We start from the raw sequence: 23,118 nt of genomic DNA on the forward strand, positions 1-23,118 counted from the left end.
TTTATTCGAAGCTATTCATAATTACTTCATTTATAAAGTAAGCCCCCAATTTTGCTGTTTGGTTGTTTATATCAAGCGAAGGATTCACTTCACAAATACTAAAACTTACCGTGTTTTTATGTGAAACCATCTGACGTAAAATGTCTCGAACTTTTATAGCGGATAATCCAAATGGAGATGGTGCACTGACACCTGGAGCTTCAGCAGCATTTAAAACATCCATACAAAGAGTAACGAGTAATACATCATGGGCGTCCATAAAATCTGTTAAATCTTTGTTAAACTGAGGTGATTCCAATTGTTCATCTAAAAAATATTGAACATTATAATGAGCTGCTGTATTAAATAATGCCGTAGTGTTCCCATATTGTTGGATGCCACATACGAAATAATGTGCATTTGGATCCTCATCTAAAATTTGCTTAAACATTGTGCCAGAAGAGGTTTGTTCATCATAAGCACGCATATCAAAGTGCGCATCAATATTAAGCAAGCCTATGGATGCTTCTGCCCCTACTGCTTTACGCACCCCTAAATATTGTCCATATAACGTTTCGTGCCCACCTCCAAGTACAATTGCCTTCCCATTTGTTAGGATGTCAGAAACTTTATCTCCCAATTCCAGTTGTGCCTGTTCTAGTTCATGCCCCTCACAAACGATATCCCCAAAATCCATTAAAGAATTTGGCTGAACATGATTGCGCCATGGTAACGATGCCAACTGTTTACGCAAAGCAAGAGGAGCATCTTTTGCACCAACACGTCCATTATTACGCCGGACACCTTCATCACAAGAAAAACCTACTAAGCCAATTTTTCCATGCTCAGTTGTTGGTTCGACTTGAACAATTTGGTGATAACGAAAGTAGGCCGAATCCACCTCATGATCGATGCGACCTTGCCAAATACTCACATCCGTTTTTCTATACAATAGGCTCGTCTCCTTATAAACTGAAAAATTCATATTTTCATTATATTTATATGTATTTATAATAACAAATACTATTTTTTTATATTATAATAGTTTAAAACTATAAATGAGGTGCGAAATGGATTTACGGAGGATGTATTACTTCAATGCCACTGTAAAATATCAAAGCTTTTCAAGAGCCGCAAAATCTCTACATATATCCCAGCCTTCATTAAGCAATGCAATAAAAACCTTAGAATTAGAAATAAATGCACCACTTATAGAGCGCACAACCAAAAAATTTCAACTAACAGAATTAGGCCAGCAATTCTATGAACGTTCAAAAAGTTTACTTGCTCAATTTGAAGTAATGGATACTGAGTTAAAGGAGTTAGCAAAAGGCGAGCAATTAGAAATTAGATTAGGCATGATTGAGTCAGCGAATCACTGGTTTTCACAAGTAATCATTGCCTATCAAAAACAATATCCACAAAACCAAATTACGTTAATCGATACATTGTACAATCAAACGGTTCGTCAAGCGTTATTAGGTTTAAATGTACATGGTGTTATTACAAACCAGCATATTGTCGATCAGGAAATAAAAAGCGAATTATTGTATACCGAACCGTACGTCGTGCTAACTAAAAAAGATCATCCTTTTGCTACAAAAGAGAAAATAACGCTAGTAGATTTTGCGGAAGAATCCCTCATAATTGGAATGCCTGAATTTCAAACGAGTGCACAAATATTAAAAGCATTTGAACAAGAAAATATCACACCACATATTCAATATAAAATAGAAAGATTTGAGATGATTAAAGTTTTGGTAGAAGAAGGGCTCGGAATCGCTCTACTGCCCCAACAATATGTTAACCACCATTTATCCGAGAGCTTAATATCACGCCAAGTACACAGTGATTTTCTAAGTCGAAATGTATACTTAAGTACTATGAAAGACCGTACATTTCCAGAGAGTATACGAAAGCTATTTGAGCTTATAAAGACAATGCATTAAATAGATTGCAGCATAAACAAACGCCCCGGAGAAGTCTTTGGGCGTTGTTTTATAAAATGAAACTAAGAATCCCTTCAATTACTTATAAAGAAAAACCTTCAAATTTTCTTTCTTATCAATTGTAGCGAGCAGAACATTTTTTATTTCGGTCTGGTATTGTGTTTTTAAGTTTGAAGCTACCCATTGTTCGTCCCTATTGATTTGCATTAACTCCTTTAATTCCAATTTTCCATCCTTAATGATTAACTTTGGTAGATCAAAGGGCTCTGTTACTAACTGATAATTTGCAGGTGTAAGTGGATTATATTTTGGATCTAAGAATACGGAAATTTTCCCATCCGCCTCCCAAATAGCTAATGCCACTTTCTTTACATCTTCTACTTTTTCTTCTCTTAGCTCCTCCAATAACACATCAATAGAAATTCTTGCTTTTTTTAATCCCTGATAAATGATTTCTCCATCTTTTATAAGGTTAATGGGTGGAGGTGTCACTAGTCTTCTAAACCACGGCCATTTAAGGATCAGATAAATACCACAAAGATATAGGGAAACCAATACAATTGTTGTAATAACAGAACCTTTAAGTCCAAGGTTCTCATCAGATAATGGATGTGCAATAATATTTCCGATGACCAAAGCCATAACAAAATCTAAAAGTCTTAATTGGGAGATGGCGCGTTGACCCATCACTTTAGCTACAATAACTAAAAAGATAAATGCAACAATGGCTCGCAATACCCACTCAATCGAAGTAAGTGTTTCCTGACTCTGAAAAAAATCCATAGGACACATCCTTTCTTACAAGAGCTACTAATACTTAGTTTGCACGGATGTTATTCTATTAGTCATGATGACAAGATAAATTTATAGGAACATAATCCTTCAAAATGATTTGTAGTATTATAGGATAAAAGCGTTTGGATAAAAGGAGAGCAAAATGAAAAGTATATTGTTTAAGTACATGTCTAAATTCACTACTCTTACTGAAGAACAGCAACAGACCATCGCTAATGAAATAAAGATCGACGAACTTAAAAAAGGAACAATCCTTTTTAGACAAGGAGATGTTCCAACTAAATGTTATTTTGTACTAAGTGGGTGTATAAGGCAGTATTCTGTAGATGAAAATGGAAAAGAAGTTACGTCCAATTTCTACACAGAAGAACAGGCGATTGCAGTTTTCAATAATCATAAACTAGACAAATCATCCGATTACACTTTCCTATGTTTAGAGGATTCAATCCTCGTCGTTGGAGATTTAGCTATCGAACAAAACATGTATACCAAATATACACAGTTGGAAGTAATGACACGAAAGATGATTGAGGAAAACTTCGCAAATGTACAAGATGAATTTGCTACATTTATTGCCTCTACTCCTGAAGAACGTTTTAAAACATTACTAATAAAAAGACCTCAACTAATTGATCGTGTACCGCAACATCAACTGGCAAGCTATCTCGGAATAACTCCAGAGTCATTAAGTAGAATAAAAAAACGCTTGGAAATAGATAGTAAGTAAGAGGAAATCAAAACTTTTTAATAACTTTTCCACCTTTAAATAGTAGCCACAATCCAAAACCTAATTCCCCTGCTATCATAGGCATATTAAAAATAAATTCTATTGTAGTAATGATATTTTGATCGATAAGTAAAGTTTTGCATACATGAATACCAAGGTATCCTACTGCTGCTATTACCAGTAAAATAGAAATAATTTTAGGGATACTATTTGTCTGGAAAGTAATCCACCCCACTATGAATAGATGCAAACCAAAAACAATTAATCCAACAGCCCAAATCATTTCAAATGCTTCCAAATAGAAAGTAATACTTTCTTGAAGTTGATCGGTTACGGGTACATTATTGGAGAGCAGTAATACAAAGAGCAGGTTTAATATGCCTATTCCTAATATAACTGCATACGTGAGACGTAACCAGGAAGCCAGTAATGCTAACTCCTGATTAATCGGCTTGAGGAAGATATAAAATGACCAAGTGACTATTACGTCTAAGATTAAGATAATAATCCACCCCACTATTTCCACTTTAAATAGCGTTATGGATGAAGCGATATTATGATAGGTTGTGCTCACATCGCCAGGCACGACAAGACTATTGTGGACATAACCGTAAGAAAAGCCTGCCACAATGGCCATAATGATAAGTGCAATGCCCGAAATTATAGCAGCTGTTCTCAAATTTACGTTCCTTTGTGTACTAATAATAAAGACCCCCTATTACTATTTTGACTTAATTGTAATAGGAAAGTTAAAGTGATTCATTGACTTAAATCAAGATTGCCTGTTATTAAGAACAAAAAGGCGAAATTATTATAACTGATTGAACTGGAGATGATTTATTTGCGTTTATGGCACCAGAGTTTACTAAGCGTTTTGCCGAAGTCCCAGCTGCTGGCACAGTGGCGCGAGTTAAATAGTATTTATGCAAAGGAAGATCGGCATATTTTGATAAATTATATTTATGACTATCCGAAAGATGATTTGTTTTCTTATACTGAACTAGTCCTACAGGAAATGCGTGCCCGAGAAATTAACATTCGCACTGTTGATAAAATGGAACGATACTTCCCAGATGGCCCTTTTGAAAAAGTGACGAATCCATTCGTTCGTCATCATAACAAGGAGTATTTAGAAATATGTTATTTCAATCTTAAAGAAAAATTTATTCGTGGACAGAAGGATTTTGATGAGGAGCGGTATGAAGCTTTGAGGGAGATGTATGAATCGATGGTGTGAAGTATTAAATCGCAAGATCGACTCCGAGAATCGCAATACATTTCCCGGAAATCGCAAGCTCAGGACCACAAATCACAAGTCTCATCGTGTTTTTGGGTGAATCGCAAATGAAATCCTTCAAATCGCATGTTCATCACTAACAATCGCAAGTCGAATGATTTGTTTGGCACTAAGTAGTAACCTCTTCTACTAATTCCATCAAAAAAAGCGTAAAGCCCCTGTTCCCAGGAGTTTTAAGCTTTTTGTAATGATTCATGTAAAATATTCTAACTTCGCATTCGGAAAGTATTTATCCATATAGCCGTAAAGATGGGATTTTATATCCTCCTCTTCGTCCTTTTGATAAATGTATTTCCCAATTCCATACTTACCCCATTTATAGCGTCTTTTTTCTTCATCCAACTCTAATTTTGACTTTGGATAGTTTTTCTCAATGACTTTTTTCGCGGGCTTTGTGAACCGATGTTGGATGAATTCAAAGGTAATATCATCTCTTGCATCTTTTGGCAATTCCTCGTCTAGTCGTTCGAACATGTGACGGTAGCCTTCCTCCCAGCCATCATGGAGGTAGATGGGAGCAACGATAAAACCAAGCGGGTATCCTGCTCTTGCTACTTTCCCTGCAGCCTCGATTCTTTTATCCAAAGGAGAAGTGCCGGGCTCGAAATTTTTAATCACATAGTCGGCATTTATACTAAATCGGAATCGCGTATTCCCATTGTGTTTAGCATCCAATAAATGATCGACAAAATGGAATTTCGTTACAAAACGAAGCCTACCTAATTCTGTTTGACCAATATGTTCAATCGCTCTTTTTAATGAATGCGTCAAATAATCAATTCCCACAATATCAGATGTACACGCGGCTTCAAAACGAGTAATCTCAGGTGCCCGTTCCTCAATATAACGATCCGCTGCTTCAAAAATCTCCTCCACGTTCACGTAAGTTCGAATATATGGTTTACTGCCCATCGTCGTTTGTAAATAACAATAATGACAATGCCCCATACATCCTGTCGCAAGTGGGATTGCATATTCAGCAGATGGCTTAGATGTATCAAATTTTAACGTTTTCCGAATACCTACAACTAAGGTAGATTTTGCAATGCGATATTTTTGAGCGTCTGTTTCACCTGGTAAATCCCGAATTTGATTGTGTGAAGTAGTAAAGCGGATTTCGATACCCATTTTCTCGAACTTATCCTTTAGTTCTTTTCCAAGTGGATAATCCAGTGCGTTAGGCTCAAAATATACAAGCTGTGGTACGAAGGGTTTATTCATATTGCAAACTACCTAATCCATTATTTTTGTCCATTCCATCACCTTTCTCTTTTTTATAGCTTGTCTTAAAAGTGAGAAATTATGAAAGTGGACTTAATTTTCGGTGAGTGTTCAAGACTCAGCATGAGATTCTAAACAAAGAAAATCCAGAAAAGAAACAGTACAAAACCGTTTCTTTTCTGGAATAGTTAAAACCTATCTTCTCTTTTAAAATAGAATATTCATTCTGTTTCAATGGTATAATAAAGGCACAATTGCATAGCAGAGTGGGCGGTTGGTCACTTCCTTTCAAGGAGGTGATGCCAGTGACCACATACGAAGCAATCAGTTTGTTAATACAGCTAAGTGCTGTAATTTTAGCAGCTTTTTCTATCGTTGTGACATTGATTATTTTCTTTGCTAAAAAGAAATAACCGTCCCTCAGCAAAGGTTTGACGGTTATTTTCTGACCCAGGACCAACCGCTCTTTCTGCGGTTAGCAGTTGTAGGACTGGATATTAGCGTATCCAGTCTTTCTTATTTTATGATTCTAAGTTCATTATATACAGAAACTTTTTTGTATTCAACAAATACGCAAGTTATTGCCTGTCCCTCCTTTGTCACTACACAGAGACAGCAACGGGGATCAGATTGCCTTAACTATCACTAGGATAATGAGACAGATGACAACATCTGCTAGACTAATAGAAACTACGATATGATAATTAATAAGAAAGTTGGTGAAACTATGAATGTGTTCCTAATACTCATGCTGCTCATCTCGTTGACTATAATTATAGCGATAACCATCTACGGATTAAGAGCAAAGACTAGCGAGAATATGATGCTATTCCAATCCCTACTAGCATTCTTTTTATTCAACTTTATATTAATAGTTATACCGCTCTTCTCCAAACTTTTTCCAGAACCAGAAATAGAGAATACTAGTGTTCTATTCACGCTTTTGTTTCCAGGGGGATTTTTCCATTATGCGGGCTTACTTTTCATCGTACTTTTTCCCACGGTTTTGGGTATCTGCCTTTCTATGACGATTCTAGGCATTAAAGGAATAACACGGTGGAAGACCAATAAGGATAAACTCTTGCTCGCAGTGTCCCTTCTATCCGCCACAAGCATCTTAACCTTTTCAATTACGATCATCTTATATCCTCTACTAACTATTTATATCGTGTGCCTTAAAATGGTGAGGACACAAAATAAAAAAAGCAATCCTATTTAGGCTCAAAAAAACTGGTAGAACGAATACTTTTCAACAAGCATTCATTCTACCAATTTTATATTTCTATTAACATTCCTGACTCTGCTAACTCAATATGTTTATTTCCTTGGTTTATCGCACTAACTACTAAATCGTTCAAATCACCGTAGTGTGGAAGATGTGTTAATAACACTCTTTTTGCTTTTGATTGATACGCTAGTATACCGGCATCCTTGGAAGTCATATGTCCCGAACCTTCCCCGTCCATTCCTTCATACAAACTACATTCAGTAATAAGAAGATCGCTATTAGAAGCAAAATCTATTAAATCTGGCGTAAAGCTAGTATCAGATGTGAACACAATACTTTTGCTGTCGCATACAATTTTTATGCTATACGTTTCTACTGGATGAATATTTCGCTTAAATGTACAGGTGAATGGTCCGATTTCTAATTGACTCTTTTCGTTAAATGAAGTGAAACGAGAATAAGCAACAGCTTCCACTTGCTTTTGCATCCCATCGTCTGCCGGTCCATAAACACATAATTCTTCCGAAGCTCTACCTAACTGTGTATTTACCAACCTAGAGAATAAATACGATCCAATATCACTGAAATGATCATAATGATAGTGAGTTAAAATAACATGATTTATATCATTCAAATCTATATAATTTTGCAGCTCCGATAAGACACCACTGCAACATTCAAGTAATAGTGAAAACCCTTCATGCTGGATTAAATATCCGGAACAAGGACCATTCTTTTTAGGAAATCCTCCCCACATACCAATTACTCTGCATTCCATAGGTTTTAGCCTCTTTCTATGAATCTTTCTGATTCCATCATATTATCATGCGCTATTAGGGAGTACCAAATTATATATAATACTCTGTAAAATATTCCCATATCATTAGTTTGCCCCTGCTTCCAACAAAATCTCTTCAATCTCTTTATATCCCTTTTCCCTCGCATGTTCCAACGGAGTTACCCCATCTTTATCTGCAAGATTTACATCTGCTCCGTGCTCGATTAATAAACGAATCGTTTGCTGCTGTTTTTCAGATCCATCATTTAAAATGATAGCCTCGAGCAAAGCAGTCCACCCTAGATTATTAACATGATTCACGTCAGTCTTTGTATTTGTCAAAAGCTCGTTCACTACCTCTACATACCCATGTTCTGAGGCAGGGATGAGTGCAACTCCACCATATCGATTAGTGATCGTTGGATCTGCTCCAGCTGCAATCATTAGCTTTAAGATTTCCATATATCCTTCTGCTCCTGCATAAAGAAAAGGGTTATTAAGCATATTATCCTGAATATCTACATCTGCACCTTCAGCGATTAATACCTTGACCATTTCCACGTCATTTGCGTAAGTAGCAATCATGATCGCTGTTCTCCCCTGTGTATCCTGTGCATTGATATCTACTCCTTTATCAAGTAAATCTCTAACTCTATCAACCTCTTTGCCTTCTACTACTTTGAATAATTGCTCGTTCATCGTCTCATCCTCTCCTATATTCATCGCCATACAGCCTTGGAGGAATAAAGTTATCCCCATTAATATGAACAGTCTCTGCATATCCTACCCACAACTTTCCACCATTATCCTAGCTTCCACACACAAATGGATACAGCATATAAGAATTATTTAAACTCAACTACTCCACGATCCATTTCAAACAAGCCATCCGCGTATAGCTCTGGAGAATGTTCAGAACCAGATTTTGAATACCTCTCTACGTGGCTGACATTAATATTATCGGCATCTGTAAAGTCAATATGGGCAATCGCTACCCAGTAAGCTAAACGATTTTTCTCATATAACGGGCTAGTTATCCGTTGACCCAATTGGTTATCAACGACAGCTTGCGCCTTCATACTTTTGAAACTACCTATGCCATTGCTAACTGCGCTATATGCCGCAAACAATACATACTTCAATTTAGAGGGATCGTGTATATCAATAGTTTCTTTCCCTGCTCCCCTACTATCACCATCTAGCGTAATAAAAGGCTCTTGGTTCGCATTCCCCATTGAACGGTAATACACTTTTCCTGTATCACCATTTTTCAATACATAAAAACAATATAAATCTAAATCCTTTTTACGATTCGCCCACTCCAAAGTGGCTACAATTTTATTGGACTTAGCTATCGATATGGATTCCTTTTTCTTCAGATTAATATTCATTTTCTCCAGGTTTGGCTTTTCTTTTTTAGGTGCTTCTATAGGAGGTGGAGTAGGATCACTCTGTATACTACTCTCGCTATTTTCAATCTCTAAACCATAATTTAAGCATAATGCCTCCAGCCCTCCATTAAATCCACTACCAATCACACTAAATTTCCAATACCCCTTATATCTATATAACTCACCTACCACTATGGCCGTCTCCTGCTGCAAGTCGTCACCAAACGAATAAGTATATAAAGTATTGCCTGTAGCAGCATCTCTTATAAGAAGCTCTAGCTTTTCTACTTCTTGAAAACGTAAATTTTGCGCGTCTCCTTCATGAATAGTCAAGGCAATAGCTATTTTTTCAATTGTTTCAGGAACAGTATTCAACTGAATAGTAATCGAGCCATCTAATATTGTTCCTTTCGCATAGCTAACTGATTTATCGGGACTATGTGGTTGACCGTAAAAGATAAAATGTTCATCCTTTTCGCAGCGACCCCCAGTTTGCAATAAAAAGGAAGAAATATCTAGCTCCATATCTTTTTTCGGTGTGGACCATCGTACAAAACATTCGAGTTGTGTTGTATTTTCTAATGTAACCTTCTGCCCACGTTGTATTTGCATGAAAACACCCCTTTAGATTATTACTTACCATTATACAAAATACGCTATATTTTTTCTTTGTTTTCAGATTTTTACACACGTATTTTTTAAAAAATGAGAAAGCAGAGAAGGATACCCCACTAGTTCTAACCTTTCAAATAATCCCAGTTTTCTCTATAATAAAAGAAAAAGGGGGATTTTCAATGCCAGTCTACAACAAACTAGTACGCGATTTAATACCGCAAGTCATCGAAAAATCAGGCAGTAAATTCACTACTCGTACACTAGATCCTTCCGAACATTTAACGGAAATAAAGAAAAAACTATATGAAGAAGTACAGGAATTCCAAGAAACGATGAATCACCAGGATGCATTAGAGGAACTAGCAGACATATTAGAATTAATTCATGCAGCTCTTCCTATTCATGAAGCAACTTATGAGAATTTGGAGAAAATCCGAATTGCTAAGAAAGAAAAAAGAGGTGGATTTGAAGAAGGGATTTATTTGATAGAGGTGGAGGATGAATAAGTAAAAGGATAAGTGTTTCCAACTTATTCTATGTCACAATATTTAACTATTTTACTGGACCTTTTTACAACTAGAGAACAAAGTAAAAAATCAGTTCAATTGGAAATGGATTTTCAGCCAATCAAGCTTGAACATGATGGAAAGGCAAAGCTTAATTGGTTTTATATTGCTACCTAAAACTCCACTTTGCTTTTTATGTCCATTAATTTGTTCATATATGACACTCTGTTCAATGAAGGGTCATATTCCTACAATAATTGCATCATACAATAAAAAACTCATTAGCCTTCCTTGTTTAGTGTGATGAAAATTCCTAGATGATTCTGAACATCCATGACTTGTTACCGTTCTCAAACAAAAAAGTAGCATATACATATAAATAAACGATTGGGGTTAATGGCATGAGTAAGTTCAATTCAGAAAAACTATCTGTTGAATACAGGGATTGCGTCACCGCTACGGAGCCGATTATTTCTAGAAAATACACACTAACTCATTCTGATTTCACTGGAGAACTATTCTTAACAATTGGAACCCAGTTTGCGTGGTATAAAGTCAATCCTAAAATGAGAGATGAAGTATTAGGTGAATGGGTAACACATGAAAATTGTTTATATTTCAATGTATTTCTATATATCGATCAAGGAGAGTACGACTTAACCACAGCAACAAAACGAGATGAAGTTTTCCGACGCGAACTACCAATTGCTTTAACAGCTATTCGATATGGTGACAGGTTTTTATTCCACCTATACCCAGATCTAAATAATGCCTTAATCATTGTGAATTTCATATCCACTTACCCTCCACTTGCTAAACAAGAGGTTTGGCAGACTTTCAACAGTTTCACCACTTAATTTTCATATAAAATTGGAAAAGCTTGAAATATACGAAGCTGTTTTCTTCTTCATCCCTTACTTCCGTACAAAAGAAAACAGTCCCTCTGACCTTTAGTCATTATTTTTCAATAAGTATTGCTCTTTAATTTGTCTACCTCGCTATTTTTTCGTTTTCTACTGGACTACACAAACTTTCCTTTATACCATTTCTAAATTAGTAGCGAGGGTAAGACTCACGTATCTATATTGATGTAGGCCCCTCGGTTATAACATACTAAGCCAAAGTGTTGCATTAATCCTCCAATAGTTGTAAAGCTACAATTGTTAAATCTAATTGACTTTCAATCTTTCGAAGCCTGTCTCTGAATAACTTCAATTATTTCACTCCCAAATTCCTCTATCTTTTTATCACCAATACCTCTTATTGTTGATAGTTCTATCAAAGTAGTAGGTTGTTTTGAAACAATTTCGTCTAGAGTCTGATTTGAAAATATATGAAATGCTTTCATACCTAAAGCTGTTGCTTTGTTTTTTCTAAATTTTCTTAACGCCTCTTCTAGCCCTGATACAGTTGGAGAATTTTCTACTGGTGTAGTTTCCATAGCTTCTACTGTTTCACCTAATAGTTTCATTTCTACTGTATCCTCGGTCTTTTCTATTTCATTTTCGATGTGAGACTCCATTAGAAAATTACTTATATCAGACATACGATTATCTAAAATTTGAACAGGTGAAGGTTTCTTTAATTCCTTTGATATGTATCCGACTAATCCATCTACACGTACAATTCTATCTTGTATATTCTCTTTTGCTTTTTTCAAGTCTAGTATTGTTTTGTTATTAGTAAACACAACTACTTGTTTAATAGGCGTCTTGTCCCCTATTACCCCATGCTCCTTCAATAAGGTTCGTAATACTTCTGTTTGTCTTTCTATTTGGCGTATTGGACTGTAAAATCCTTCTTGAAAAACTACCTTTTTCCCCTTCATGACATTCCGTATAAAATCTCCCTGTTCTGTTACATGAATGTTCCCGTAGTAATTTTTCACTTCGACAACGAGTATAAATTTTCGTGTTATAACAATAAAGTCAATTTGGGCTTTCCATTCACCATGTTCCAAGTAAAGATCATGCAAAATATGAATAGGAATAAATGCGTTCATTAGCTCAAATTGAACACTTTTTTCACCGGATAATCCTAATTCAAAGATTTTAATTTTATTTACTAAGTCTTTTTGAGTTTCAGATGACTTCTCTTTTTCCAAATCAATTTGCATTTTATCGATTGTTTTTTGAGCAGTTCTACCTTCTTTTATAAGAACCGGTACTTTTAGTTCTTCCTTATCCTTTAAAGCTAATTTCACTCTTTCTAAAAATGACTTTTTAGCAAATCCCGTCACTTTAATCTCTCCTCAAAATACCTATTTTTCAAATATAGTTTCCTCTTAACTAATTCTAATTACCTTCATAATATCACAATATTTAACTATTTTACCTGACTTTATTTTTTAACACAGGGAGCCATTAACTCATGACTGTGAAAATTGCTTTGATTGAATTTCTTCTAATTTTGTCCTCATAGAAAAAAACACTCTTCGTACTAGGTATTGTCTATACCTAACGAAAAGTGTTTTATTGTATCCTATTAATTTCCGCCACGTTCATCCACATGATGATCATTTTGGCCATCTTTCACTTGAAGTTCTTCTTTCTGTTGGTCACTTAACTCATTGGGCTTTCCTTGCTCCACAGTTATATCTTTTGGATTAGAGGTATCCTTGTTATGATTAGACTCTTTTTTCATCACATTCACCTTCCTATTTTTCTTCTTAGTATTTCTTTTCCCTAAAAAATTCATTTCTAACATTTTTCCTTTAAAACTTAATGATTCAACTATTTCTTCGATAAAAAAATCACCTTTTTACGTAAGCTTATAGCTGTCCAGTTAATCTTTACCTATCATGTAGGATGAAAATTTAAAGAGACAAGTTTAAAAGGATAATTTCCAGAAAGTATTGTATGATGGGACTAAAATATGCTCCCTGTGTAACACACAACTTCAACACTACTTGGAATTGTTTCTGAGTTGTATCTTACACAGGGTAACTTTATATTTCTTTTATAAAAGAGCCATGACCAGAATTCTCTTATCTTCGTTTGATCCTGGTCTCTCTAGAAATCTAACTAAAGGAGTTTATTATGATTAATAAAAGAAAAATTGTATTGTTCATTGCCACAAGCTTAGACGGGTATATTGCCACAGAGGATGACTCTTTAGAGTGGTTATTTAAGGTGGAAGGTGAAGGTGATAATGGATATTCTGAATTCTATGACACAGTAGATACTGTAATAATGGGTAGACGCACATACGATTGGCTTCTCGAACAAGAATCAGAAAGCTTCCCTTATAAAGGTAAGGAATGCTATGTTTTCTCTAGAACCGTTAGTAAGGATAATGAGAACGTCAAATTCTTTAGTGAAAATGTAGTCGACTTTACGAATCAATTAAAAAATAAAGAAGGAAAAAATATTTGGGTAATGGGCGGTGGAGATTTAATCCACTCATTCATTAACGATAAATTAGTGGATGAAATGATTATTACAGTGTCCCCAGTGCTAATCGGAAAAGGAATTCCTTTGTTTAAAGAAGTGGATTTTGATACGGAGCTTACTCTAAAGAGTATTAATCGCTTTAACCAATTTGCTGAGCTTCATTATGAAGTGAAGAAATAACAAAGGGACAAGACAGTGAAGTTCATTCACCTATCTTGTCCTTTTGTTTAATTGATCAAACCTTTATGTTACCTGCGTATACCTGATTCTTGCCATTTTGTTTTGCATTATAAAGACGCATGTCAGCCATATGAAAAAGCTCATCAAAGGAATTAAGTGAATCATCTTCTGTAGAAGAAACACCAAAGCTAGCTGCTATTGTTATAGACTGCTCATTTACAACTATTCTCATGCCTGACATAACTTCTTTCAATACGCAAGCTTCACTGTTTCATCTAATGAGCTTCTTCCAAGTACCACAAATTCATCCCCTCCATAACGTCCAATGACGAAATCAGGGCTTAATGCGCTTTTGCACACCTTTCCTACTTCACGAATAACTTTGTCACCCATTAAGTGTCCATGTACATCGTTAACCGCCTTGAATCCATCCAAATCGAAGGCAATACAGCTAATTGGCGTTTTCATTTCTTTCACATCCCTGAGCCAAGTTGTTGCCAGTTCACTCAAATAACCTCTATTAAACAAACCAGTTAGATAATCTAATTCTGCTTTTTTCTGTATTTTGGATAATTGGTGTTTTACATTTAATTTAATAGCCTTATAAGCAATTTCTCGCTCATTAATAATATTTAGAAGGTTTATGTATTCTTTTTGGACTTGATAAGATAAATGAAAGTCTTCCATTATTTCGCTCGTTTTTAAACGTTTTTCTTGAATGGTCTTTAACAAATAGACATCCTGATAAGTATTTACAATTTCCTTTGCAGTAGAATATGCTTGAAAAGCCTCTTTATATGCTTTTTTCTTTCTTAGCCATTCTCCTTTTAATAATTGGAACTGTGCACGCTCTCTTACAAATGAATCGAACACATTTTTCTGTTCCATTTCAACCATTATTAGGTTCGCATCTTCCAAAAGGTTTAAGTTAATGTAGGCATGAGCTATATTAAACATTACCCTTACTTCTAGTACAGGAGTGTTTGGCTCATGTAGCTTTGCAGCAGCTAACCCTTTTTTTGCCATATCTAATGCTTCTTCATACTCCTCTAGTTTGATGCACACATGACTATAATTACTATAGGCATTGCTCAAAATATTATACTTCTTTAATTGCTCTGCTAGATGCATACTTTTTTGCAGAGTTTCTTTCGCAAGGGCATACTGTTTGTTAAATTCATATAACAAGAACAAGATATTATATAATTGCAGATAGTCAGCATCGTCACCATGTACTTGTGTAATTTCCTCGTATTGCTCCATACTTGCAAAAGCTTCCTCAATATCTCCAATGGAATAATAAGAAGCAGCCTGATTGATATGAGCAATAAGCATTGATTTGTAATCATTATATAAGGTCCCAATCTCCAACAGCTCGTTTGCTTTTTCAATTGTTTCTTGGTATTTCCCTTCAGCTCGTAACTGGGTAACTTCTGTCTGCAAACTACTTAACATTTCTTTCCCCATTATCTTGCTCCATTCTCATCGGACTTCTATCAAAAAAATTTAAGGTTCTATTATTAACAAGTTCAATAAACAAGACTAAACAAGTATGTAAAAAATAAGAAAAACTAAAAATAGAGGTATTTTAACCCACCTCTAAACTTATTTAAAATTACTTTTAGACTATCCAATTATAACGTGAAAATATTTATTATCCAATCATTGTTAATTTTAATATTACCTTTCCACTGGATTGATAGTCTTCAAAACACACCATTCAAATAGATAAAACTTTCTCAAATAAAATAAACAATGCTCAGACACTTCAATAAGTCTGCTCTACGATGACTTTTTCTGTGTCTTATATTCCCTTCACAGTTACTTGAGGGTGTAAAACTTTCCCACTATATTGACAATTCATTTTTCTGTTGGTAAGCTATTAAACAAATCCAAATTCGTTGAAGAGAATAAGTACGAATGGTCACTTAATCTGTAGAGAGTCGACGTATGCTGAAAGTCGATGTTTAAGTCCTTTTTTGAAATCATCTCTGAGAAGCAAAATTGAACTTCTTGTAAATTTTGCCGGTTTATCCTCCGTTACCTTGGGATCACGTATGATAGTACGTTGACTGAGTGCCGGAATTTTTGTGAAAGACAAATTTCCGGAATTAGGGTGGTATCGCGAGTAATCTCGTCCCTTTTTATAGGGGCGAGTTTTTTTGTGCCTATTTTTCACTGAATATGGATCATTATATTGAAGGAGTGAATGAAATGAATAAGTCTAGAACACTATTTATAGGTCTAATGTTATTTTCGATGTTTTTTGGAGCTGGTAATCTTATCTTCCCACCATTTTTAGGTGCAAATGCCGGCACAAACTTTCCACTCGCTATTGCTGGATTTATCGTAACTGCAGTGGGTCTTCCACTTCTTGTGTTAACTGCACTTTCTTTGGTTAAAGGCGGCGCTCGTACGCTAGCTGGTCGGGTCCATCCTATTTTTGGTTTAGTATTTACGGTTATTGTTTATTTGTCGATAGGACCGTTTCTAGGTATCCCCCGTAATGCAACACTTGCTTATGAAATGGGGTTTAAACCGTTTATCGCGGATTCTTCCGTTGCTTTATTTGGTTTTACAGCTGTGTTCTTTCTTCTTGTATTTTTAGTTAGTTTAAACCAAAGCAAAATGGTAGACCTTATGGGGAAAACTATTACGCCACTTTTATTGCTGGGTATGGTCGTATTAGTTGTAACAGGATTTATGCAATTAAAAAATAGTTCGTTAGGTCCTTCGACACTAGAATATCAACAGTCCCCATTTTTGAAAGGATTTTTGGAAGGTTACAATACAATGGATGCACTTGCCGCTCTTGCATTTGGAATTGTCATTTTAACTACCTTAAAGCAGCAAGGTGTTTCAGAGGGGAAAATGATGAGAAGAGAAATGCTTAAAGCTGGTTTACTAGCTGGGTCCCTACTTGCTGTTGTGTATTGTTCTCTTGGTTACATTGGAGTAGAAATGGCTGGGGTTGGGGCATTTGAAAACGGGAGTGTGCTCCTTTCGTCAGCTTCTTCCTTATTGTTTGGTCAATGGGGAAATTTGCTATTAGGAATTATTTTTGTATTAGCTTGCTTCACTACTTGCGTAGGTTTAGTTTCTGCTTGCGGGAATTATTTTCATTCGTTATTGCCGAAAGCTAGCTATAAAAAAATTACTTTGTTCTTTACGATCATTAGTTTTGTTTTTGCCAATTTTGGACTAAACACCATTTTATCTGTAAGTGTTCCGTTTTTGGTAGCTACATATTCCCTAACGATCGTATTAATCGTATTATCTTTTTTTCACCCGCTGTTTGGAGGGTCTCCCTATGTCTACATTGGAGCAATCACGCTAACTGGAATAATCGCTGTATATGATGGATTAAAAGCATTTGGAATCAAATTTGGAATCTTTGATATCTATATGGGCTATCTTCCATTCGCAGAACTTGGTCTCGGGTGGATTATTCCTTCACTTGTAGGTACTGCAATTGGTTATGGATTATTTGTAATGAAAAGAAAGCCATTGATCCTTCAGAAACATACTTTAGAGTGATGATGCTATATCATAAGGTCAATCATAAAAGTGGTTGAAAATTCTATTTTAAAAGTAAAAGCATCAGATTTTATCAATCCCTGATGCTTTTTTCGTTTTATCTATTCGGTGATATTCTGCTATTTGAGTCACTCGAGCTCTCCTCGTATTTAGTTCATGATATATCCCTCTGCTATCTGTAAATGAAATATATCCATCCCGCTCATTTTGAATTAGTTCTTCCGCTTTTTCTTGAGACTCGGCATAGATGAACCTTCTTATATAATGATCTTCATCAAAAAAGTAAGTAACTTTGAATTCTTTCACGACTACTATCTCCTGTTCTAAAAAATCCATGATAATTTTTTCAAAATTATTAGCTTCGATACTTACTATAATTTTCTATAGTATAACTAAGTTTTTTCACACTTAAACTTCTCTTATTTCTTTGAAAAACTGGAGGTGAAATTTAGAATGGATAAATTTAATCGGTTTTGTAAGAAACGGTCCAGTTCATATAAGAAGTTTAACCATTTAGAGATGCGAATATTATACCTGAATTAGAATTACAAGATCGCTTAAGCGAAATACCAAAAGACAAGGAAATTATTGTTTATTGCTGGGATGTCTGGTGCAATACTGCTGCCAATGTAGCTAAGGTATTATTAGAAAAGGATTATAAGATTAAAGAGTTGACCGGGGGTATTGCAGCATGGTAAGCAATGAACTTTCCTGTTTCAGAACGAGCCCAAGATGCTAGAGTAACTGACAATTGCGGGTGTTAAGTGAAGTTTTTGATTGGAGTCGCTTTTCGAGATTATGTGATGAATGTGGTTTATGGTAGAAGTTAAAGGAGATTAGAGTGTTCTAATCTCCTTTAAATTCTTTAGATTTTCTCGGTTAAAAAAGGATTTGGTTTCTTAGTGCTCTATCTTTTTAAAATAATTATAGACTTTTTCTAGCTTTTTCTTTTGATTTCCCTTTGGACTTTCCATATTTCCAAACTCAAAGAACTTAACTTTCCTGATACCCACAAAATTAAATAAGGCTCTTTTCATTAGAATTTTGTGGGCATTGTTTAACCAAAGAAATGGATAGTTAGTTGGCCCCTTCATGGTAGACACACATACCACGGACTTCCCTTTCAATAGTCCTTCCGGGAAAAGTCCTTTCTTATCTTTATAGGCAAAATTAGAAGAAAATAATTGATCTACATATCCCAATAGCATTGCAGGTGGTCTTCCCCACCAAATCGGATAGATAAAAACAATCTTGTCAGCCCACATAAATTGTTCCCTATATTTTTCAAGACTAGGATCAGTATGCATATCACGTCTTCGCTTTTGTTCGTTAAACACTAGAAGTTGGATTAAATTTCTCTTCATATAAATCTAAAACCTGTAAGTCCTCTACCTTGGGATTTTCGTTACTACCCCTAAGAACTTTTTGTAAAAATGTATAGTTTAAGCTGTTGTGGTTTGGATATGTGTAAATTAGCAGCAACTTCATAACGCACCTCTTTATTATCATTTGATAACTAAATCATAACATGTGAAATTTTAATTATCAAATGATAATTGTTTTTTGACAATATCTTTGTTACCTTGTCTATAAGAGGTGAGGAAAATGGACAAAAATGCTCTTTTTTATAAATTAGTATCATTTACATCTTCTGTTCATCGAGTAACACAGGAATTAACAAAAAATGCAAAGTCAGATTCAATCTCGCAGACCCAATATAATATTCTTGAATATATATCAGTTAGTCAACCTGTGACTCCCAGTGAAATTAATTATTGTCAAAACATGTCTATGCCGAACACGAGTCGTGAGCTCAGTAAGTTAAGTAATAAGAATTTAATTGAAAAAATAAATGATACTGAAGATCGACGAAAACAATATATTCGTCTATCGAATGATGGAGAAGCCATGATGAACGAAGCTTTTGCAACTATAGAATCTCGTTTTCTAAAACGAATAGAAAATGCTTCAATAGAAGATTTAGATGATATTGAACATGCATTAGAAGTTCTGCAGACAAAACTATTTTATTCATCAGACAAGAGTTAAACATCACTTTTTAGTAAAGATGCTGCATTTACTTCCTCCTCTTTAGTATGAATTCCTATTTCAAAAGTGGGTAGTGGATCTGAAAAACTATCGAAGGAAAGTCATGATATTAAAAAAGCCTTTTTCTGTTCAGTCAGAAAAAGGCTTTGTTTATTGTATAATTTTTATTTCATCCTTGTACTTTATATCGTCACAACCGTATTTGTTTCAGCTGCTTCTATAATACCTAAAATAACTTTTAAAGCAAGAAGTGCATCTTCTCCAGTAACAAGCGAAGTCTGATCCATTCGGATGCTTTCGATAAAGGCATCGATTACCCCACTGTTTGTTTGGTTGTTATTCGTTTGGATATTCTCTAGTTGGTATTGTACCTTCTCTCCATCTTTCGTAATCACTTCTAATTGGTGTTGATCACTATGATAGATTTTCACAATACCTTTTTCACAGTAGATAATAGTGCTATTATCTTCTTCTCCGTAATATGTCCACGAAAATGCTGCAGTTCCTAAACGCCCTTTTTTCGTTTTTAAACTACATACAATGTTATCGCATACTTCTATTGGTTCGTTGTTTTCATCGACCTTTTCTAGTGCTCCTTGGAAAGCACTTACCTGTTCCATTTCATCATCTAATAAGTAGTGCAATAAATCTACCTTATGAATTCCTAAATCTCCTGCTACACCAAGACCAGAACGCTCCTTTTGAAAGAACCATGTGGAGTTAGATTTATTAATACCCCATTGTTCTGGCCCTGAATGTCCAAATGTCGTTCTAAAAGTCAGTACTTTTCCAAGCTCTTCACTCTGTATGATTTCTTTCGCCTTTTGATGTGCACGTGTAAAACGTTGATTGTGATCGACCATAAACTTTTTTCCGGACTGCTTTTGCGCATCCAGAATTTCTTTTGCATGTTCAATCGTAAGCGAGATTGGTTTTTCACACAGTACATGCTTCCCATTTAATAATGCTTTAGTTGAAAATAGATGGTGAGATTCATTCGAAGAACAATCACTAATTACTTGAATCGTAGGATCTGTTAATAATTTATCTACATCTTGCTCTACTATCCCATCAAACATGACCGCTAAAGCCTCTGCTCGTTCAGGATTCCGATCATAAAAAACGATTTCTTCTACAAATGGATTTGCTTTATATTCTGGTGCATGGCGCAATTTAGTAATCGATCCACATCCTATAATTCCCACTTTTATCCCCATTGTATCTCTCCTTTTTTTGTTCCCTGTGTAAGTAACAATTTAGAATTGTTTCTTACACAGGGAACATCAAAAAACGATTTCCTATTCGAAATCGTTTTTTGATGCTTTCTCTGCTTTAATACCTCTTGCCAAATATATGATTAACATTACTGTTCCTGAAATTGCAACGACCATGCTGATCAAGAAACCTGTAATCCACAGACCAAAATCCATTGTTAAATCTGCAAACATAAAAATACCAAGCAACACTGCTCCTATGAACATCAGCACTGTACCAGTTCTTTTCACTGTTGAACCTCCTCTAGCTGTAGCAAACATAACTTGTCCTTCTTCTCATCTTACCGAACTTGTGCTAGGATTCGCAAGCAATTAACAGTTTTCATTTCCCCAAAAAGCGAAGGAGGTGATAAAGTCACTCCCCTTCGCTTTAGACTCCAATCTGCAATAAGTTAAACCTTATACCTTTGCTACTTTTTTATAGAATTCCTCGGGAATAGCACCAAAATTTCGTTTGTGATAAAGCAAAGGGTTTTTATCTTCATTGGAGATGTGAATAACTTCTCCAATGAAGATAATATGATCACCAGCATCAACTTTTTTGTATACTTCACATTCAAGTTGGGAAAGTGCACCTGGGAATACCGGTAATTGTCGTTCGGATAAATCCCACTCACATTGACCGAAGCGATCCGCTACTTTTGAAGCAAACAGACTACATAAGTTTTCTTGATCCTCCGCTAAAATATTTATAGCAAATTTACTAGTTTGTATAAATGCATTGTATAAGCTCGATTTTTTATCAAGCGACCATAAAATAAGTAAAGGATCTATCGAAACAGATGCAAAGGAATTTGCGGTTAACCCTACCGGCTTATTATTTTCATCCAGAGTAGTGATTACTGTAACGCCCGTTGGATAATTACCTAATGCTCTTTTAAATTCTACTTGTGAAATTGTCTCCACTTCCTATTCTTTTAGAATTGAGTATTTGAAGATTGCATATCGTATCTGAAACACTTTACAACAAAATTTAGTTTGTTAAACTCCTTGGAGGTATCCCGTTTGAATCCTAACCATTCATATAACCTAATTGCATCTGCCATTAGATCCGTCGAATGTAAATAAATATGATCCGCTCCTTTTTCACGAGCATAGCTGATACTTTCTCTTAACAATGCTTGGGCAACGCCTTTTCCTCTCGCTGAAGGACTTACACCAAGCATCCGAATAATGGGAGAGAAAATCGCTAAGTTTGGCAGATTATATGCAGTTTCAGAATTGGTGAATAGCTGTAAGCTTCCTAAAATTTCTTCTCCATCTCTAGCTACTAAAATACGGTCAACGAATGGATTATGCACCGAATCCCTTAAGCTTTCTGCATACTCTAGCCAGTCTTCTTTACGGTTATATGACGCCTGATACTGCGAATAGCTTTCTACAAGCTTTTCACTAACCTGCTCAAATTCCCCTACTCGAATATCTTCAATTGTAATTACACTTCGCATAGATTAAAACCTCCTTGGGCTTTAAGTAACTCCGCCCTTACTATATTCCTTCACTCTTTTTTCGATGAGATGAGAGATTCCTTCAATAATGATCGATAACCCCCAATAGATTATTCCAGCAGCGATAAAAGCTTCTAAGAACTTCAAGTTTGAGGATGCCACGATATTAGCGGTTCCAGTTAGTTCTTTTTGCGAAACAAGAAAAGCAATAGACGTTAAATGTAAAAATCCTACCGAAATATTTGTTAAATTAGGAATCGATTTTGCCAAGGCTTGTGGAAAGAGAATTCTTTTCATCGCTTGGTAAGTACTCATCCCAATAGAGTGCGCTGCCTCCATCTGTCCTTTCGCAACACTAGAAATACCTGACCGTATAATTTCAGATAAATACGCTCCCGCTGTAAGTGATAATGCAAATAGCACAAAAACGATAATAGGAATCGAGCTCGTTTGAAATGGTATATGAAGCGAAGCAAAGATACTGTCTAGTAATAAAGGAATACCAAAATAAATTAACATTATATGCATAATTGCTGGGGTTCCTCTAAAAAAGGAAACATAGGCATTTGCTATGACATACAAACCCTTCACTTTGTACTCTCTTATTAACGTAACTGCTAATCCAATAAAAAAACCAATGATAATGGGAACAATAGCTAATACTAATGTTAAGGGGATTGCTTTTGCGATCTCTTTAAAAGCCACCCATATAAATCCAATATCAATACCCATAGCTGTTAACTCCCTTACGA

The 23,118-nt window shown here is 35.3% G+C and carries 27 protein-coding genes, 1 pseudogene and 1 other annotated feature; of the genes and pseudogenes, 10 read left to right on the forward strand and 18 right to left on the reverse strand.

Annotation, left to right across the window (positions count from 1 at the left end):
* Nucleotide 1: 1 nt before the first annotated feature.
* Entirely contained in the window at nt 2-931 is a 930-nt protein-coding gene (hutG, locus tag MKX39_RS15995; RefSeq protein WP_340770416.1) for a formimidoylglutamase, read from the reverse strand.
* 118 nt (nt 932-1,049) lie between these two features.
* Here hutG and MKX39_RS16000 point away from each other — a divergent pair, with 118 nt between their 5' ends.
* Nucleotides 1,050-1,928 (forward strand): LysR family transcriptional regulator, encoded by an 879-nt coding sequence (locus tag MKX39_RS16000; protein WP_340770419.1) that lies wholly within the window; start codon nt 1,050-1,052, stop codon nt 1,926-1,928.
* 78 nt (nt 1,929-2,006) lie between these two features.
* Here the strand turns inward: MKX39_RS16000 and MKX39_RS16005 are convergent, their stop codons facing one another.
* Nucleotides 2,007-2,711 carry a DUF421 domain-containing protein gene (locus tag MKX39_RS16005; protein ID WP_340763580.1) on the reverse strand — a complete coding sequence of 235 codons (705 nt, stop codon included), beginning with the start codon at nt 2,709-2,711 and terminating at the stop codon, nt 2,007-2,009.
* Nucleotides 2,712-2,865: 154 nt separating this feature from the next.
* On the opposite strand from MKX39_RS16005, the gene MKX39_RS16010 reads away from it, so the two are divergent.
* Nucleotides 2,866-3,450: a Crp/Fnr family transcriptional regulator gene (locus MKX39_RS16010; protein WP_340770420.1), complete on the forward strand. Its 585-nt coding sequence runs from the start codon at nt 2,866-2,868 to the stop codon at nt 3,448-3,450.
* A 7-nt stretch (nt 3,451-3,457) separates the two neighbouring features.
* Here MKX39_RS16010 and MKX39_RS16015 read toward each other — a convergent pair whose 3' ends face one another.
* Complete coding sequence (locus MKX39_RS16015) at nt 3,458-4,129, reverse strand: DUF4386 domain-containing protein (protein WP_340770422.1); 672 nt, start codon at nt 4,127-4,129, stop codon at nt 3,458-3,460.
* Nucleotides 4,130-4,291: 162 nt separating this feature from the next.
* Here MKX39_RS16015 and MKX39_RS16020 point away from each other — a divergent pair, with 162 nt between their 5' ends.
* The gene (locus MKX39_RS16020) at nt 4,292-4,687 is read left to right on the forward strand and encodes a pyrimidine dimer DNA glycosylase/endonuclease V (RefSeq protein ID WP_340770425.1); all 396 of its coding nucleotides are present in this window, start codon (nt 4,292-4,294) and stop codon (nt 4,685-4,687) included.
* A gap of 252 nt (nt 4,688-4,939) precedes the next feature.
* On the opposite strand, the gene splB is transcribed toward MKX39_RS16020, so the two are convergent.
* Nucleotides 4,940-5,968 (reverse strand): spore photoproduct lyase, encoded by a 1,029-nt coding sequence (splB, locus tag MKX39_RS16025; RefSeq protein WP_340770428.1) that lies wholly within the window; start codon nt 5,966-5,968, stop codon nt 4,940-4,942.
* Nucleotides 5,969-6,273: 305 nt separating this feature from the next.
* On the opposite strand from splB, the gene MKX39_RS16030 reads away from it, so the two are divergent.
* Nucleotides 6,274-6,381 carry a putative holin-like toxin gene (locus tag MKX39_RS16030; RefSeq protein ID WP_245762754.1) on the forward strand — a complete coding sequence of 36 codons (108 nt, stop codon included), beginning with the start codon at nt 6,274-6,276 and terminating at the stop codon, nt 6,379-6,381.
* A gap of 861 nt (nt 6,382-7,242) precedes the next feature.
* On the opposite strand, the gene MKX39_RS16035 is transcribed toward MKX39_RS16030, so the two are convergent.
* The 3 genes from MKX39_RS16035 to MKX39_RS16045 all read right to left on the reverse strand — a co-directional run bounded on the left by MKX39_RS16035 (nt 7,243) and on the right by MKX39_RS16045 (nt 9,977).
* The gene (locus MKX39_RS16035; RefSeq protein ID WP_340770431.1) at nt 7,243-7,974 is read right to left on the reverse strand and encodes an MBL fold metallo-hydrolase; all 732 of its coding nucleotides are present in this window, start codon (nt 7,972-7,974) and stop codon (nt 7,243-7,245) included.
* Between the two features lie 105 nt (nt 7,975-8,079).
* Complete coding sequence (locus MKX39_RS16040) at nt 8,080-8,673, reverse strand: ankyrin repeat domain-containing protein (RefSeq protein WP_445678049.1); 594 nt, start codon at nt 8,671-8,673, stop codon at nt 8,080-8,082.
* A gap of 146 nt (nt 8,674-8,819) precedes the next feature.
* Complete coding sequence (locus MKX39_RS16045) at nt 8,820-9,977, reverse strand: TerD family protein (RefSeq protein ID WP_340770435.1); 1,158 nt, start codon at nt 9,975-9,977, stop codon at nt 8,820-8,822.
* Between the two features lie 182 nt (nt 9,978-10,159).
* Here MKX39_RS16045 and MKX39_RS16050 point away from each other — a divergent pair, with 182 nt between their 5' ends.
* Entirely contained in the window at nt 10,160-10,486 is a 327-nt protein-coding gene (locus MKX39_RS16050; RefSeq protein WP_340770437.1) for a nucleoside triphosphate pyrophosphohydrolase, read from the forward strand.
* A gap of 401 nt (nt 10,487-10,887) precedes the next feature.
* Nucleotides 10,888-11,343 (forward strand): staygreen family protein, encoded by a 456-nt coding sequence (locus MKX39_RS16055; RefSeq protein ID WP_340770439.1) that lies wholly within the window; start codon nt 10,888-10,890, stop codon nt 11,341-11,343.
* A 323-nt stretch (nt 11,344-11,666) separates the two neighbouring features.
* On the opposite strand, the gene MKX39_RS16060 is transcribed toward MKX39_RS16055, so the two are convergent.
* Both MKX39_RS16060 and MKX39_RS16065 read right to left on the reverse strand, forming a co-directional pair.
* A complete protein-coding gene (locus MKX39_RS16060; RefSeq protein ID WP_340770441.1) occupies nt 11,667-12,725 on the reverse strand; it encodes an NERD domain-containing protein in 1,059 nt (352 codons plus the stop codon).
* Between the two features lie 245 nt (nt 12,726-12,970).
* A complete protein-coding gene (locus MKX39_RS16065) occupies nt 12,971-13,129 on the reverse strand; it encodes a hypothetical protein (RefSeq protein ID WP_340770443.1) in 159 nt (52 codons plus the stop codon).
* A 395-nt stretch (nt 13,130-13,524) separates the two neighbouring features.
* On the opposite strand from MKX39_RS16065, the gene MKX39_RS16070 reads away from it, so the two are divergent.
* On the forward strand, nt 13,525-14,058 hold the full coding sequence (locus MKX39_RS16070; protein ID WP_340770445.1) for a dihydrofolate reductase family protein: 534 nt from the start codon (nt 13,525-13,527) through the stop codon (nt 14,056-14,058).
* A gap of 55 nt (nt 14,059-14,113) precedes the next feature.
* Here MKX39_RS16070 and MKX39_RS16075 read toward each other — a convergent pair whose 3' ends face one another.
* Both MKX39_RS16075 and MKX39_RS16080 read right to left on the reverse strand, forming a co-directional pair.
* Nucleotides 14,114-14,290 carry a GGDEF domain-containing protein gene (locus MKX39_RS16075; RefSeq protein WP_340770448.1) on the reverse strand — a complete coding sequence of 59 codons (177 nt, stop codon included), beginning with the start codon at nt 14,288-14,290 and terminating at the stop codon, nt 14,114-14,116.
* Nucleotides 14,291-14,307: 17 nt separating this feature from the next.
* Nucleotides 14,308-15,525: a tetratricopeptide repeat-containing diguanylate cyclase gene (locus MKX39_RS16080; RefSeq protein WP_340770450.1), complete on the reverse strand. Its 1,218-nt coding sequence runs from the start codon at nt 15,523-15,525 to the stop codon at nt 14,308-14,310.
* A gap of 425 nt (nt 15,526-15,950) precedes the next feature.
* Nucleotides 15,951-16,203, forward strand: a binding site (T-box leader).
* A gap of 69 nt (nt 16,204-16,272) precedes the next feature.
* Here MKX39_RS16080 and brnQ point away from each other — a divergent pair.
* Nucleotides 16,273-17,595: a branched-chain amino acid transport system II carrier protein gene (gene brnQ, locus MKX39_RS16085; RefSeq protein ID WP_340770452.1), complete on the forward strand. Its 1,323-nt coding sequence runs from the start codon at nt 16,273-16,275 to the stop codon at nt 17,593-17,595.
* 63 nt (nt 17,596-17,658) lie between these two features.
* Here brnQ and MKX39_RS16090 read toward each other — a convergent pair whose 3' ends face one another.
* The gene (locus MKX39_RS16090; protein ID WP_340770454.1) at nt 17,659-17,901 is read right to left on the reverse strand and encodes a hypothetical protein; all 243 of its coding nucleotides are present in this window, start codon (nt 17,899-17,901) and stop codon (nt 17,659-17,661) included.
* Nucleotides 17,902-18,182: 281 nt separating this feature from the next.
* Here MKX39_RS16090 and MKX39_RS16095 point away from each other — a divergent pair, with 281 nt between their 5' ends.
* Nucleotides 18,183-18,293, forward strand: a complete 111-nt coding sequence (locus MKX39_RS16095; protein ID WP_340771489.1) for a hypothetical protein — start codon at nt 18,183-18,185, stop codon at nt 18,291-18,293.
* A gap of 201 nt (nt 18,294-18,494) precedes the next feature.
* On the opposite strand, the pseudogene MKX39_RS16100 reads toward MKX39_RS16095, so the two are convergent.
* Nucleotides 18,495-19,083, reverse strand: a pseudogene (locus MKX39_RS16100) (NAD(P)H-dependent oxidoreductase).
* 117 nt (nt 19,084-19,200) lie between these two features.
* Here MKX39_RS16100 and MKX39_RS16105 point away from each other — a divergent pair.
* Entirely contained in the window at nt 19,201-19,644 is a 444-nt protein-coding gene (locus MKX39_RS16105) for a MarR family winged helix-turn-helix transcriptional regulator (protein WP_340770455.1), read from the forward strand.
* Between the two features lie 182 nt (nt 19,645-19,826).
* Here MKX39_RS16105 and MKX39_RS16110 read toward each other — a convergent pair whose 3' ends face one another.
* From MKX39_RS16110 to MKX39_RS16130, 5 genes are all read right to left on the reverse strand, one after another.
* A complete protein-coding gene (locus MKX39_RS16110) occupies nt 19,827-20,861 on the reverse strand; it encodes a Gfo/Idh/MocA family protein (RefSeq protein ID WP_340770457.1) in 1,035 nt (344 codons plus the stop codon).
* 81 nt (nt 20,862-20,942) lie between these two features.
* A complete protein-coding gene (locus MKX39_RS16115) occupies nt 20,943-21,149 on the reverse strand; it encodes a hypothetical protein (protein WP_340770459.1) in 207 nt (68 codons plus the stop codon).
* A 168-nt stretch (nt 21,150-21,317) separates the two neighbouring features.
* Complete coding sequence (locus tag MKX39_RS16120; RefSeq protein ID WP_340770461.1) at nt 21,318-21,824, reverse strand: flavin reductase family protein; 507 nt, start codon at nt 21,822-21,824, stop codon at nt 21,318-21,320.
* A gap of 11 nt (nt 21,825-21,835) precedes the next feature.
* Nucleotides 21,836-22,366, reverse strand: a complete 531-nt coding sequence (locus tag MKX39_RS16125) for a GNAT family N-acetyltransferase (protein ID WP_340770463.1) — start codon at nt 22,364-22,366, stop codon at nt 21,836-21,838.
* A 21-nt stretch (nt 22,367-22,387) separates the two neighbouring features.
* The gene (locus MKX39_RS16130; protein WP_340770464.1) at nt 22,388-23,098 is read right to left on the reverse strand and encodes an amino acid ABC transporter permease; all 711 of its coding nucleotides are present in this window, start codon (nt 23,096-23,098) and stop codon (nt 22,388-22,390) included.
* Between the last annotated feature and the right edge of the window lie 20 nt (nt 23,099-23,118).

Origin of the sequence: Psychrobacillus sp. FSL K6-1464 (genome assembly GCF_038003145.1) — a bacterium.
Classification (GTDB): Bacteria; Bacillota; Bacilli; order Bacillales_A; family Planococcaceae; genus Psychrobacillus; species Psychrobacillus psychrotolerans.

Coding starts and splice junctions, on each gene's coding strand:
- MKX39_RS16045 (WP_340770435.1), bottom strand. CDS start 9,977: ATGCAAATACAACGTGGGCAGAAGGTTACATTAGAAAATACAACACAA.
- MKX39_RS16130 (WP_340770464.1), bottom strand. CDS start 23,098: ATGGGTATTGATATTGGATTTATATGGGTGGCTTTTAAAGAGATCGCA.
- MKX39_RS16050 (WP_340770437.1), top strand. CDS start 10,160: ATGCCAGTCTACAACAAACTAGTACGCGATTTAATACCGCAAGTCATC.
- MKX39_RS16075 (WP_340770448.1), bottom strand. CDS start 14,290: ATGAGAATAGTTGTAAATGAGCAGTCTATAACAATAGCAGCTAGCTTT.
- MKX39_RS16005 (WP_340763580.1), bottom strand. CDS start 2,711: ATGGATTTTTTTCAGAGTCAGGAAACACTTACTTCGATTGAGTGGGTA.
- MKX39_RS16035 (WP_340770431.1), bottom strand. CDS start 7,974: ATGGAATGCAGAGTAATTGGTATGTGGGGAGGATTTCCTAAAAAGAAT.
- MKX39_RS16010 (WP_340770420.1), top strand. CDS start 2,866: ATGAAAAGTATATTGTTTAAGTACATGTCTAAATTCACTACTCTTACT.
- MKX39_RS16080 (WP_340770450.1), bottom strand. CDS start 15,525: ATGGGGAAAGAAATGTTAAGTAGTTTGCAGACAGAAGTTACCCAGTTA.
- MKX39_RS16125 (WP_340770463.1), bottom strand. CDS start 22,366: ATGCGAAGTGTAATTACAATTGAAGATATTCGAGTAGGGGAATTTGAG.
- MKX39_RS16105 (WP_340770455.1), top strand. CDS start 19,201: ATGGACAAAAATGCTCTTTTTTATAAATTAGTATCATTTACATCTTCT.
- MKX39_RS16065 (WP_340770443.1), bottom strand. CDS start 13,129: ATGAAAAAAGAGTCTAATCATAACAAGGATACCTCTAATCCAAAAGAT.
- MKX39_RS16040 (WP_445678049.1), bottom strand. CDS start 8,673: ATGAACGAGCAATTATTCAAAGTAGTAGAAGGCAAAGAGGTTGATAGA.
- MKX39_RS16070 (WP_340770445.1), top strand. CDS start 13,525: ATGATTAATAAAAGAAAAATTGTATTGTTCATTGCCACAAGCTTAGAC.
- splB (WP_340770428.1), bottom strand. CDS start 5,968: ATGAATAAACCCTTCGTACCACAGCTTGTATATTTTGAGCCTAACGCA.
- MKX39_RS16055 (WP_340770439.1), top strand. CDS start 10,888: ATGAGTAAGTTCAATTCAGAAAAACTATCTGTTGAATACAGGGATTGC.
- brnQ (WP_340770452.1), top strand. CDS start 16,273: ATGAATAAGTCTAGAACACTATTTATAGGTCTAATGTTATTTTCGATG.
- MKX39_RS16000 (WP_340770419.1), top strand. CDS start 1,050: ATGGATTTACGGAGGATGTATTACTTCAATGCCACTGTAAAATATCAA.
- MKX39_RS16110 (WP_340770457.1), bottom strand. CDS start 20,861: ATGGGGATAAAAGTGGGAATTATAGGATGTGGATCGATTACTAAATTG.